Raw genomic sequence first — 11746 nt, forward strand, 5'->3', positions numbered from 1 at the left:
ATTGACCCCGGCCCCCGCGACCGGCAGCGTCTGGGGCGACGCTGCCGGCCGGAGGTTCGATGCCGACTTTTCCCGCAATCACCATCGACGACGTCCGGGATGCGCAGCGCCTGCTGGCGCCAGTCGCCGTGCGTACGCCACTGCTTGAGAATGCGGTGCTGAACGCGCGTGCCGGGCGCCGCGTCCTGCTGAAGGCGGAGGGGTTGCAGCACACCGGCTCGTTCAAGTTCCGCGGGGCCTATAACCGGCTGGCGCGCATTCCGGAGGCGCAGCGAAGTGCCGGCGTCGTCGCCTGGTCGTCCGGCAATCATGCGCAAGGCGTAGCCGCGGCTGCCCGCCTGCTCGGCATGCCGGCGACCATCGTGATGCCGGCCGACGCACCCGCCATCAAGCGCCGCAATACCGAGGCGCTGGGGGCCGTGGTCGTGCCCTATGACCGTGCGACCGAGGACCGGGAAGCGATCGCCACGGCGCTGGCTACGGCGCGCGGGGCCGTTCTGGTGCCCAGCTACGACGATCCGTTCATCATGGCGGGGCAGGGGACGGCCGGCCTGGAGATCCTGGAGCAGGCGCGCGACCAGGGCGCCCGGGTGGGGCAGGTCCTGATCCCATGCGGCGGCGGTGGCCTGTCGTCGGGCATTGCCACGGCGGTCAAGGATGGCGATCCGACGATCCAGATCTTTCCCGTGGAGCCGGCCGCGTTCGACGACACCGCCCGGTCGCTGGCCAGCGGCCGGCGCGAGCAGGTGGTGCCGGGCGGCACCTCGATCTGCGATGCGCTGATGTCGCCGAGCCCGGGGGCGCTGACCTTCCCCATTCTCCAGGCACTATCGGCCGGCGGCCTGACCGTCACGGACGATCAGGTGCGCGATGCGGTTCGCTTCGCCTTCGAGGTGCTGAAGCTGGTGGTGGAGCCGGGCGGTGCCGTGGCGCTGGCCACCGTGCTGGCGGGCACCGCCCCCAGTTCAGCGGCCGACACGATTGTCGTCCTGTCGGGCGCCAACATCGACCCCGCCCTGCACGCCGCAATCGTCACGGGGTAGGGGCGCACCCTGCGCCCTCTCCCGTCGCGGAGCGATGGGGGAGGGCTGGGGTGGGGGTTGGTGCCTACTCCGCGGCCTGGGCCAGCGGGGCAGCCTGCGGCCCGCGGACGAGGCGGCCGGGCAGAGCGCCGGTCGCGACACCGTCGCGATAGATCACCTGGCCCGAGACGATCGTCGCGACATAGCCCTTTGCCCCCTGGAGCAGGCGCTTTCCCCCCGCCGGCAGGTCGAAGGTGATGCGCGGCCGCTCGATCTGCAGCGCGTCCATGTCGATGACGTTCAAGTCCGCCTTGTACCCTGGCGCCACGACGCCGCGGTCGGCCAGGCCCACCGCCCGGGCCGTGTCGTGCGTCTGCCGCTTCACGATCCATTCGATGGGGAAGCGTCCCTCGGCCCGGTCGCGGCCCCAATGGCTGAGTGCATAGGTCGTGAAGCTGGCGTCGGAGATGATGCCGACATGGGCGCCGCCGTCGCCCAGGCCCGGCAGCGTATCCTTGTGCGCCATCATCTCGCGCGCCGCATCCAGGTTGAAGTGCGCGTAGTTGGCGAACGGCGAATAGAGGAAGCCGCGCCCCTCGTCCTGGAGCATCAGTTCGATCGCGATCTCTTCCGGGCGGCGGCCTTCGCGTGCCGCCTGGGCGGCCAGCGACGTCTCCCGCGGCGGCTCGTAGTCGGGTGGGGTGCCCAGCGGGAAGATCATCTCGAAATGGCTCAGCCGCTTGGCCAGCGCCACGTGGCCCTTGGCCATCGTCTCGGACAGAAGCTGCGCGCGGAATGCGGGATCGCGCAGGGCGGCGACCTTCTCCTCCAGCGACTTGTCCGCCACCTGGGCCCAGGACGGGTGCATGGTGAAGGGGTTCAGGCTGGCCTGCAGGCCCAGCAGGATGCCGATGGGACGCGGCGCCACCTGCGCCTTGATCGGCAGGCCATTGTTGGCGGCCTTCTCCATCCGGGCCAGCAGGACCCGCCACATGCTTTCCCGCGTGTGCGGCTGCGCCATGGAAAAGCTCATCGGCCGGCCGGAGGCGGTCACGATCCGCTCCAGCATGTCGAACTCGGCGTCGAGGTCGGGCGTGTCGAAGTCGGAGATCACTTCCAGCACGCCGCGGCCGGCGTCGCTGATCCCCATGGCGATGCCGGTCAGCTCTGCCTCGGTCGCGCGGAGCGAGGGGGTGGGATCGCCCTTCACCGTGCGGTGGTTGAGCGAGCGCGAGGTCGAGAAGCCGATGGCGCCGGCGCGCATGGCGTCCGCCGTGATGCGCCGCATCTCGGCAATGTCGTGATCCGTCGCGGCTTCCAGCTTGGCGCCGCGCTCTCCCATGACATAGACGCGCAGCGCGCCATGCGGCAGCTGGGCGCAGAAGTCGATGTCATGCGGCCGGGCGTCCAGCGTGTCGAGGTACTCGGCAAAGCTCTCCCACTCCCAGGTCAGGCCCTCGTAGAGAGCGGCACCGGGAATGTCCTCCACCCCTTCCATCAACTCGACCAGCCGCTCGCGGTCATGCGGCTTCACCGGCGCGAAGCCGACGCCGCAATTGCCCATGACGGCGGTCGTCACGCCGTGCCAGCTGGACGGCGCCAGCGCGCTGTCCCAGGACACCTGGCCGTCATAATGGGTGTGGATGTCGACGAAGCCGGGGGTGACGATCTTGCCCTTGGCGTCGATCTCCTCCCGGCCGGCTCCCGCGACCGTGCCGACCGCGACGATGATGCCGTCCTGCACGGCGACGTCCGCCGGGCGAAGGGGGCTGCCCGTACCGTCGGCCAGCATGCCGCCGCGGATCACCAGATCGTATTGCGCCGCCATCTTGCGTCCTCCGGTTCTTGGAATGTTGTTGTGTTCTGTCGTCAGAATTAGCTGATACCGGCGGTATTGTCAAAGCTGCCGGAGCTCACGCAGTCTCTTCCAGGTCCTTCAGGCGCTCGTCCCGTGTCGCGGCCAGCGCCGCGTAGACCCCCTCGAACACGGCGAGCATGGCCGGCAGGTCAACGCCCGGCAGCAGCGCGCCAAGGCGGTCGGCCAGGTCCGACTCGAACGCGGCAAGCCGGGCAAGGCCGGCCGGCGTCATGACCACGCGCACCACGCGCCCGTCCACCGGGTCCGAGCGCTCCACCGTCCAGCCCTTGTCCCGCAGGGTCGCCAGGACGGCGGAGATGGTCGGTTTCTTCACGGCCAGCGCGGCCGCCACCTCACCCGCCCGCCTGGCGCCGGAGCGCAGGTAGAGCATCGCGCGGTACTGCGCCATCGAGATGTCGGACGGTCGCGCCGCCTGCTCGAACTCGCGGTAGAGGGCGACGATGCTGCGCACGGCATGGACGTGCCCCTGGCGCAGGTCTCCGTCCCGCGCAGGCAGGACGGGGGCGTCGGCGTCGGCGTCGTGGGCGGGTTCGTCCGGCGTGCGTAGGGTCATGCTTTCACTTCCACATTACCACCTCATCAGGAGGTGCGAGCCAATGGCGCGCCTCGAAGGATGGGCAGCCGTCGCACGGGTTGCCGATCCTTCGAGACGCACCTGCGGTACTTCTCAGGATGAAGTTGGGAAGAAATGCTAGGTCGGGGCGCGGTCGAGGCCGTAGAGCTCGCTTACATTGCCGCGCAGAATGGCGTCGCGTTCGACCGGGTTCATGTCCTTGGTCTGCTCGGCCAGGATCTCCTGCGACCAGGGCCAGGTCGAATCGCTGTGCGGGAAGTCATTGGCCCACATCAGGCGCTTGTAGTTGCACAGGTTGCGGACCTTGAACGCGACCCAGTCGTCCTGGAAGGTCAGGTAGATGTTCTCGGCGAAGTATTCGCTGGGCAGCTTCTTCAGTGTTTCGCCCTCCATCCAGTGGCGATGACGCTTGTAGGCATGGTCCATGCGATACATGTAGTGCGGCGCCCAGCCGGCATCGGCCTCCACACAGACGACCTTGAGCTGGGGGAAGCGGTCGAAGACGCCGCCGAACACCATCGTGCCCAGGATGTCCTGGCAGCCGCGGATGATCGACATGAAGCCGTTGATCTTGGGCCCGCGCGGCTTCATGCCGAAGGCGCCGTCGCGGCTGGTCAGGATGTGGAACGACAGCGGCAGGTTGAGGTCGACCGCCGCCTCCCAGAACGGGTCGTAGCAGGCGTGGTCATAATCCTCGACATTGGGGTTGCCGGGCATCATCACGCCCCTGAACCCGGCGGCCTTGATCCGGCGCAGGTCCTCGATCCCCTCGGCCACCGTGCGGAGCGCCGTCTGGCCCAGGCCGAACAGACGGTCCGGGGCGGCGGAGACGTAGCCTTCGAGCCAGCGGTTATAGGCTTGGAAACAAGCGTGCTTGTAGTCGAAGTCGGGATGGTTGCAGAGCAGCATGCCGACGGTGGGATAGATGATCTCGGCCGCGACCCCGTCGCGATCCTGGTCGGCGGCGCGGGCCGAACCGTCCCAGGACGAGCGGATCGCGTCCTCCCAGACGCCGAACTGCTTCAGCTGTTCCGGCGGCTTGCCGGCCGCGGTACCCAGGCCGATGGGGACGGGCGTCTTCATGCCGTCGATCACGAACATGTCGCCGATCCTGGGATCGCGTACCATGCGGGGAGCCTTATCCCGCCAGGCCGGTTCGATATGGTCGACATAGCAGCCGGGTGGCTCGGAAATGTGGGAATCGGCGGAAATCGGGCGCGGAGCGGCAGCGGTCATCGGGCGTTTCCGGATTATAGTTCGTATTGGCGAACTAACGATCCGCCCGCGTGCGTCGCCTGTCAACGGTGTTCATGGCGCCACCTGTCGCCGGCAATGGCGCTCTGGACTTGATATGAGAATCGTTCGCAATATTTGCTCCGACATGACCCGTGCCATCCCGCGAGCCGGCCTTTTGGCAGCCTTGGTCCTGCTGCTCCTGGCGGCGCTGCCAGCCCACGCGGCGGAGCGGCTGAAAGTGGTGACGACCTTCACCATCATTGCCGACATGGCGCGCAACGTGGCGGGCAACGCCGCGGACGTGGAGGCGATCACGAAGCCGGGGGCTGAGATCCACAACTACCAGCCCACACCCGGTGACATCCTGCGGGCGCAGGGGGCGGGCCTGGTCCTGTGGAACGGTCTGAACCTGGAACGCTGGTTCGAACGATTCTTCGCGCGGCTGGACGGCGTGCCCAGCGTCGTCGTGTCTGACGGGGTGCAGCCTCTGCCGATCGGGGAGGGGCCCTATTCCGGGAAACCCAATCCGCATGCCTGGATGTCGCCGGCAGCGGCCCTGGTCTATGTCGAGAACATCAAGGCGGCTCTGGTCGCGCACGACCCGGCCAACGCCGCCACCTACGAGGCGAATGCCACGGCCTACAAGGCGGCGATCGAGGCAACGGCGGCGCCCATCCGGGCACAGCTGGCCGCGATCCCGGAGGCGCGGCGCTGGCTGGCGACCAGCGAGGGGGCATTTTCCTACCTGGCCCAGGATTTCGGCCTGCGGGAGCTTTATCTCTGGCCGATCAATGCCGACCAGCAGGGCACGCCGCGCCAGGTCCGGGCCGTGATCGACGCGATCCGCGCGCACCAGATCCCCGCGATCTTTTCGGAAAGCACCGTGCCCGCGGCACCCGCCGAGCAGGTCGCGCGGGAGACGGGCATCCGCTATGGCGGTGTCCTTTATGTCGACAGCCTGTCGGACGCGGATGGCCCAGTGCCGACCTATCTGGACCTGTTGCGTGTCACGGGCGAGACGATCGCCGCAGGCCTGGCACCATGAACCGCGTCGAATGGTTCCAGGAACACCCGAGGCCGGCCGAAACCGTGGCGCCGGAGGTGGAGGGCCTGGCGGTCGAGCAGGCGACCGTGACCTATCGCACCGGCGTCATGGCGCTGCACGATGCCAGCTTTACCGTGCCGCGCGGCACTATTACGGCGCTGGTGGGGGTGAACGGGTCCGGCAAGTCGACGCTGTTCAAGGCGATCATGGGCTTCCTTCGCCTGGGCCGCGGGCGGATCCGCATCCTGGGCCAGCCGGTCGCCAGCGCGCTGAAGGCGAACCTCGTCGCCTATGTGCCGCAGAGCGAGGAGGTCGACTGGAACTTCCCCGTCCTGGTCGAGGACGTGGTGATGATGGGTCGCTATGGCCGTATGGGCCTGCTGCGCCTGCCGCGCGCCGCCGACCGGACGGCGGTGGACGATGCCCTGGCCCGGGTCGGCATGGCGGAGTTCCGCAAGCGCCAGATCGGTGAATTGTCGGGCGGGCAGAAGAAGCGCGTCTTCCTGGCGCGGGCGCTGGCCCAGGACGCGCGCGTGATCCTGCTGGACGAGCCGTTCACCGGCGTCGACGTGGCGACCGAGGATGCCATCGTCACCCTGCTGCGGTCCCTGCGCGACGAGGGCCGCGTGATCCTGGTCTCCACCCACAACCTGGGCAGCGTGCCGGAATTCTGCGACCGCACCGTGCTGCTGCGCCGGACGGTGCTGGCGGCAGGGCCCACGGAGCAGGTCTTCACGCACGAGAACCTGGAACGCGCCTTTGGCGGCGTTCTGCGCCATTTCGTGCTGTCGGCCAGCGACGGGCACGGCGTCCTGACCGACGACGAGCGGCCGCTGATCATGCGCGAGGGGCGGCCCCAGGCGCGGGACATCACGATCACGCCGGGCATCTGGCCCTATTGCGCGCCCGATGAGCCGTCGGGTGTGACAGAGGGAGAGCCACAGGGGGGCACGGCCAAGGACGGCCACCGTTGAGCTTCCTGACCGAACCGTTCGTCTATGACTACATGCTGACCGCGATCTGGGTCAGCAGCCTGGTCGGCGGCGTCTGCGCGTTCCTTTCCGCCTTCCTGATGCTCAAGGGCTGGTCGCTGATCGGCGATGCCCTGAGCCATGCCATCGTCCCCGGCGTGGCCGGTGCGGCGATGCTGGGCCTGCCGTTTTCGCTGGGCGCGTTCCTGGCCGGGGGCTTGGCGGCGGCGGCGATGCTGTTCCTGAGCCAGCGGACGCGGCTGCGGCAGGATGCGATCATCGGCCTGATCTTCACCGGCTTCTTCAGCGCCGGATTGTTCATGGTCTCGCTCGATCCCGTTGCGGTGAACATCCAGACCATTGCACTGGGCAACGTCCTGGCGATCACGCCGGGCGATACGCTGCAACTGGGCCTGATCGGCGGGATCACGCTGGTTGTCCTGCTGCTGACCTGGCGCGACCTGATGGTGGTGTTCTTTGACGAGAGCCATGCCCGATCCGTAGGCCTGCGCGTGACGGCGCTGAAGGTGCTGTTCTTTGCCCTTCTGGCGGCGACCACGGTTGCGGCGTTGCAGACGGTGGGTGCCTTCCTGGTGATCGGCATGGTGGTGACGCCGGGGGCGACAGCATACCTTCTGTGCGACCGCTTTCCCCGCCTGATCGCGCTATCGGTGGCGATCGGCACGGTAACCGGGTTCCTGGGGGCCTATGCCAGCTACTTCCTGGACGGCGCCACGGGCGGCGTCATCGTGCTGTTGCAGACGATCGTGTTCCTGGCCGCATTCGTCCTGGCCCCGCGCCACGGCATGCTGGCCGCGCGACGCCGGGCGGCCATGGTGCCGCAGGACCTGCCATGATCGAGTCGGCCCTTATGCCGTTCCGGCTGGACTTCATGGTCCAGGCGATGGCGATCGCTATGCTGGTCGCCGTGCCGACGGCGCTGCTGTCCTGTTTCCTGGTGCTGAAGGGCTGGTCGCTGATGGGCGACGCCATCGCGCACGCCGTCTTTCCGGGCGTGGTGATCGCCTACATGATCGGCCTGCCGCTGAGCCTGGGCGCCTTTGCCGCCGGGATGGCATGCGCCCTAGCTACCGGCTTCCTCAACGACAATTCCCGGGTGAAGCAGGACACCGTGATGGGGGTCGTCTTCTCCGGCATGTTTGCGCTTGGGATCGTGCTCTATGTCCAGGTGCAGGCGGACGTCCACCTGGACCACATCCTGTTCGGCGACATGCTGGGCATCGTGACGGCCGACCTGGTCGAGGCCGGCCTGGTCGCCGCGTTCGTCGCCCTGTGCATCCTGGTGAAAGGGCGCGACCTGATGCTGCATGCCTTCGATCCGGCGCAGGCGCGGGTCGTGGGCCTGCGCGTCGGCGTGCTGCACTATGGGCTGCTGGCGCTGATCTCGCTGACGGTCGTGGGCGCGCTGAAGGCGGTGGGCCTGATCCTGGCAATCGGCTTGCTGATCGCGCCCGGCGCCATCGCCTTCCTGCTGACGCGACGCTTCGGCGCAATGCTGTGGGCCGCAGTCGGCATCGCCGTCGCGGCCGCCTTCCTGGGCGTCTACCTCTCGTTCTTCATCGACAGCGCGCCGGCGCCGACCATCATGCTGGTGCTTACGGCGACGTTCGTCGCGATGTTCCTGGCCCGCAGTGTCCGTGCGACGGCGGATGCGGTCGAGGGTGACACGGGCCGGGTGTAGGCCGGGCCGATCAGTCGATCGCCACGTGCTCCGCGGTGCCGCCCGCGGCCTTGGCCGGGCGGAGCAGCAGCACCAGCGGCATCACGGACAGCGACAGGACCATCATCAGGCGGAAATCGTCCAGATAGGCGATCAGCGCCGCCTGCTGGTTGATCGCGGCGTCCAGCATCAGCGGCCCGGCGGCACTGTCCAAGGCAAATCCCGGCGTGTTGGCCAGGGGTGCGTTGAAGGGGGTGGCAAAGACAGACAGGACGGCGTGGTTGATCTGGGTGTTGCGGGTCAGCAGGGCCGTCACGATGGCGATGCCGATGGACGAGCCGAGGTTCCGGAGCAGGCTGAACAGGCCGGTCGCCTCGCCCCGCAGGTCGGCCGCCACGGTCGAGAATGTGACGGTCGAGAGCGGCACGAAGATGCAGCCAAGGCCGATGCCCTGGATCATGCCGGAGATCACGAGTTGCTCCTGCGATACGGCGGCCGTGAACTGCGCCATCTGCCAGAGCGACAGGGCCAGCGTCCCGAATCCAGTCAGCAGCAGGATGCGGACGTCGACGCGTCCGATCAGGCGGCCCATCAGCATCATCGCGATCATCGTGCCGACACCACGCGGCGCCACGACCAGGCCTGCCGCGATCACGGGGTAGCCCATCAGGTGCTGCACGAACGGGGTCGTCAGCGCCAGCGAGGCGTACATCACGAGGCCAACCGTGAAGATGAAGATCAGGCCCATCGTCACGTTGCGGTCGCGGAACAGGCGCAGCGAGATGAACGGCCGCCGGGCCGTCGTCATCTGCACGGCGAAGAGATAGAAGCCGAGCGCCGCCAGCACCGCCTCAACCCGGATCTCTGTCGAGGCGAACCAGTCGAGCTGCTCCCCCCGGTCCAGCATCATCTGGAGCGAGCCGACGCCCAGCGCCAGCATGGCGAAGCCGAACCAGTCGAAGCCGCCTGGCCGCTTCTCCGTCTCCGGGATGAAGGCCAGGATGCCGAGAAAGGCGAGCACGCCGAACGGCAGGTTGATGAAGAAGACCCAGCGCCAGGAGTACATCTCGGTCAGCCAGCCGCCGAGGACGGGGCCGACGACCGGCCCGATCATCACGCCGACGCCCCACATCGCCATGGCCGAGCCCTGCTTCTCCTTCGGGAAGGAGGCGAGCAGGACCTGCTGCGACAGCGGCACCAGGGCCGCACCAAAGGCGCCCTGCGCCAGGCGATAGGCGACGATCTCAACGAGCGAGGTCGCGATCCCGCACAGCATGGACGTGACGGTGAAGCCGGCCACGGCGATCAGGAACAGCCGGCGCAGGCCCATGCGCTGGGCGAGCGCCGCACTGAGCGGCGTCATGATGGCAGCCGCCACGATGTAGGAGGTCAGGACCCAGTTCACCTGGTCCTGGCTGGCAGAGACACTGCCCTGGATATAGGGCAGGGCGACATTGGCGATCGTGCCGTCCAGCGACTGCATGACCGTGGCCAGCATGACGGTGAGCGTCAGCAGCACCAGGTTGCGCTGGACGGGCGTGGCTATGGGCGCGGCAAGAGCCGTCGTACTCATCGGGAAACGGACCTTTACCCGCTCATCCCCGCGAAAGCGGGGATCCAGAGCAACCAGTGCTGCGCGTGCGGCCCCTGGATCCCCGCCTTCGCGGGGATGAGCGATGAAGTGTTGTGCCCATACCCACCCCTAGTGGCTGGCGCTGGCCTTGGCGGTGCCGATGACGTGGCTGAGGCCCAGGGGGAGGTCGGCTGGGTGGCCGGTGTCGATGGCGACGACGGCACTCATGCCGGCGCGCAGCGGCGGGTTGTCTGTTGCGGGATCGATCGCGACACGCAAGGGAATGCGTTGCACCACCTTGACCCAGTTGCCGCTGGAATTCTGCGCCGGCAGGACCGAGAACTGCGCATCGCTGGCCGGGCTCAGCGTGTCGACATGGCCGTGCCAGGTCGCCCCAGGATAGGCGTCGATCGTGATCGTGACAGGGTCGCCGGCCTTGACCCAGGTGAGCTCTGTCTCCTTGGGACTGGCCTCCACCCACATGTCGCTCTCGTGAACGATGGAGAACAGCGCGCGCGACGCACTGACCACCTGGCCCGGCTGGACGGCCGTCACATTGGCCGTGATGCCGTCAATGGGCGCCACGATCCTGGTATTCCGCAGGTTGCGCTCCGCGGCGTGCAGGCCGGCCAGGGCGTCCTGGACCATGGCATAGTCGTCGACCGCCTTGCCCGCGTCGCCATCCAGGACCGAGCTGATGACGGCCGCCTGCTGGTCGGCGGCGGCGGCATCGGCGCGGGCCTTGGTCGAATCGTGTTCCGCCTGGTCGAAGGTGGCGCGGGCGATCACGCCACGTGCCAGCAGGTCCTGCTTGCGCTGAAGCTCCCGCTGGTAGAAGGCCAGGTCGCTGCGGGCGCTGCGCACTTCCTGCTGCCGCTGGGCGAAGGTCGCCTTGGCGGCGGCGACCTGGTTGCGGACGGTCGCCAGCTTGGCCTGCGCCTGCTCGACCGCGATGCGATAGGGCTCGTCGTCGATCTCGACCAGCAGCTGGCCCGCCTTCACCGCCTCGTGCTCGCCGACCAGGATGCGGGTGACACGACCCGCCACCTCGGACGACACCGTCGCGATGTCGGCCCGGACGTAGGCATTGTCGATGCCGACGACACCACGGTCGGTGGCGTAGGCATAGGTGATGCCCGCCAGCACGGCGATCGGCCCCAGCGCCAGCAGCAGCGGGCGCAGCCAGCGCCGTTTGCGTGCGCGCGGCGGCGGCGCCGGCGTGGGGATCGGATCGGGCCCAGTCGCCCCGGCATCAGCCATGACGCAGCTCCCGCGCAGGCGCGCCGCCATCGCGATCGCCGGGCGTCTGGCACAGGTTGGCGCGGACGGAATGCAGTAGCTCGACCAGGGTATCGCGCCCGCTCTGCGGCAGGCCGGCCATGGCCTCCTCCCGCACCTCCTCGGCGATGCGCCAGATGCGGTCGAGGAGGGGGCGTGCCGTCTCGGTCAGGTAGAGGATGTAGGCGCGGCGATCATTGGGGTCGGTGCGCCTCTCGACCAGGCGCGCCGACTCAAGCCGGTCGAGCTGGCGCGCCAGCGTGATCGGCTCGACCTCCAGGATCGAGGCCAGCGTCGTCTGGTTCACGCCTTCGTTCCGGGCAAGGTGGGCCAGCACGGAATACTGCGCGCGGGTCAGGGGCAGCTTCTCGCTCCGGGCACGCTGTTCGAAACGCTTGCGCATCAGGCGGGCGACATCGTTCAGGACGAAGCCCCACGAGCGGGTGGGATTGGTGTCGGTCATCGCGTCTGCTGGGGTGCTGGGGGT

General features: G+C 68.4%; 11 protein-coding genes. 5 read left to right on the forward strand and 6 right to left on the reverse strand.

Annotated features, from left to right (window positions below; translation table 11 throughout):
- Nucleotides 1-59 precede the first annotated feature (59 nt).
- A complete protein-coding gene (locus ACI6GS_RS14560; protein ID WP_439814178.1) occupies nt 60-1043 on the forward strand; it encodes a threonine ammonia-lyase in 984 nt (327 codons plus the stop codon).
- 64 nt (nt 1044-1107) lie between these two features.
- Here the strand turns inward: ACI6GS_RS14560 and ACI6GS_RS14565 are convergent, their stop codons facing one another.
- The 3 genes from ACI6GS_RS14565 to ACI6GS_RS14575 all read right to left on the reverse strand — a co-directional run bounded on the left by ACI6GS_RS14565 (nt 1108) and on the right by ACI6GS_RS14575 (nt 4711).
- Nucleotides 1108-2850 carry an N-acyl-D-amino-acid deacylase family protein gene (locus ACI6GS_RS14565; protein ID WP_439814179.1) on the reverse strand — a complete coding sequence of 581 codons (1743 nt, stop codon included), beginning with the start codon at nt 2848-2850 and terminating at the stop codon, nt 1108-1110.
- 85 nt (nt 2851-2935) lie between these two features.
- Nucleotides 2936-3454, reverse strand: coding sequence for a MarR family winged helix-turn-helix transcriptional regulator (locus ACI6GS_RS14570; protein WP_439814180.1), 519 nt, complete (start codon nt 3452-3454; stop codon nt 2936-2938).
- Between the two features lie 138 nt (nt 3455-3592).
- Nucleotides 3593-4711, reverse strand: a complete 1119-nt coding sequence (locus ACI6GS_RS14575) for an amidohydrolase family protein (protein ID WP_439814181.1) — start codon at nt 4709-4711, stop codon at nt 3593-3595.
- Between the two features lie 145 nt (nt 4712-4856).
- Here ACI6GS_RS14575 and ACI6GS_RS14580 point away from each other — a divergent pair, with 145 nt between their 5' ends.
- The 4 genes from ACI6GS_RS14580 to ACI6GS_RS14595 are packed head-to-tail and all read left to right on the forward strand — an operon-like array spanning nt 4857 to nt 8429.
- Nucleotides 4857-5756, forward strand: coding sequence for a metal ABC transporter substrate-binding protein (locus ACI6GS_RS14580; RefSeq protein WP_439814182.1), 900 nt, complete (start codon nt 4857-4859; stop codon nt 5754-5756).
- Nucleotides 5753-6730 carry a manganese/iron ABC transporter ATP-binding protein gene (locus tag ACI6GS_RS14585; protein WP_439814183.1) on the forward strand — a complete coding sequence of 326 codons (978 nt, stop codon included), beginning with the start codon at nt 5753-5755 and terminating at the stop codon, nt 6728-6730. Before ACI6GS_RS14580 ends, ACI6GS_RS14585 begins: the two co-directional genes overlap by 4 nt.
- The gene (locus tag ACI6GS_RS14590; RefSeq protein ID WP_439814184.1) at nt 6727-7584 is read left to right on the forward strand and encodes a metal ABC transporter permease; all 858 of its coding nucleotides are present in this window, start codon (nt 6727-6729) and stop codon (nt 7582-7584) included. The genes ACI6GS_RS14585 and ACI6GS_RS14590 overlap by 4 nt, the downstream gene beginning before the upstream one ends.
- Complete coding sequence (locus ACI6GS_RS14595) at nt 7581-8429, forward strand: metal ABC transporter permease (RefSeq protein ID WP_439814185.1); 849 nt, start codon at nt 7581-7583, stop codon at nt 8427-8429. Before ACI6GS_RS14590 ends, ACI6GS_RS14595 begins: the two co-directional genes overlap by 4 nt.
- 10 nt (nt 8430-8439) lie before the next feature.
- On the opposite strand, the gene ACI6GS_RS14600 is transcribed toward ACI6GS_RS14595, so the two are convergent.
- The 3 genes from ACI6GS_RS14600 to ACI6GS_RS14610 form a co-directional block, all read right to left on the reverse strand.
- Nucleotides 8440-9981: a DHA2 family efflux MFS transporter permease subunit gene (locus ACI6GS_RS14600; RefSeq protein WP_439814186.1), complete on the reverse strand. Its 1542-nt coding sequence runs from the start codon at nt 9979-9981 to the stop codon at nt 8440-8442.
- 129 nt (nt 9982-10110) lie between these two features.
- Nucleotides 10111-11241: an HlyD family secretion protein gene (locus ACI6GS_RS14605; protein ID WP_439814187.1), complete on the reverse strand. Its 1131-nt coding sequence runs from the start codon at nt 11239-11241 to the stop codon at nt 10111-10113.
- A complete protein-coding gene (locus tag ACI6GS_RS14610; RefSeq protein WP_439814188.1) occupies nt 11234-11722 on the reverse strand; it encodes a MarR family winged helix-turn-helix transcriptional regulator in 489 nt (162 codons plus the stop codon). Before ACI6GS_RS14610 ends, ACI6GS_RS14605 begins: the two co-directional genes overlap by 8 nt.
- Between the last annotated feature and the right edge of the window lie 24 nt (nt 11723-11746).

This window comes from Zavarzinia sp. CC-PAN008 (genome assembly GCF_051903925.1).
GTDB lineage: Bacteria > Pseudomonadota > Alphaproteobacteria > Zavarziniales > Zavarziniaceae.

Coding starts and splice junctions, on each gene's coding strand:
- ACI6GS_RS14560 (WP_439814178.1), top strand. CDS start 60: ATGCCGACTTTTCCCGCAATCACCATCGACGACGTCCGGGATGCGCAG.
- ACI6GS_RS14565 (WP_439814179.1), bottom strand. CDS start 2,850: ATGGCGGCGCAATACGATCTGGTGATCCGCGGCGGCATGCTGGCCGAC.
- ACI6GS_RS14570 (WP_439814180.1), bottom strand. CDS start 3,454: ATGACCCTACGCACGCCGGACGAACCCGCCCACGACGCCGACGCCGAC.
- ACI6GS_RS14575 (WP_439814181.1), bottom strand. CDS start 4,711: ATGACCGCTGCCGCTCCGCGCCCGATTTCCGCCGATTCCCACATTTCC.
- ACI6GS_RS14580 (WP_439814182.1), top strand. CDS start 4,857: ATGACCCGTGCCATCCCGCGAGCCGGCCTTTTGGCAGCCTTGGTCCTG.
- ACI6GS_RS14585 (WP_439814183.1), top strand. CDS start 5,753: ATGAACCGCGTCGAATGGTTCCAGGAACACCCGAGGCCGGCCGAAACC.
- ACI6GS_RS14595 (WP_439814185.1), top strand. CDS start 7,581: ATGATCGAGTCGGCCCTTATGCCGTTCCGGCTGGACTTCATGGTCCAG.
- ACI6GS_RS14600 (WP_439814186.1), bottom strand. CDS start 9,981: ATGAGTACGACGGCTCTTGCCGCGCCCATAGCCACGCCCGTCCAGCGC.
- ACI6GS_RS14605 (WP_439814187.1), bottom strand. CDS start 11,241: ATGGCTGATGCCGGGGCGACTGGGCCCGATCCGATCCCCACGCCGGCG.
- ACI6GS_RS14610 (WP_439814188.1), bottom strand. CDS start 11,722: ATGACCGACACCAATCCCACCCGCTCGTGGGGCTTCGTCCTGAACGAT.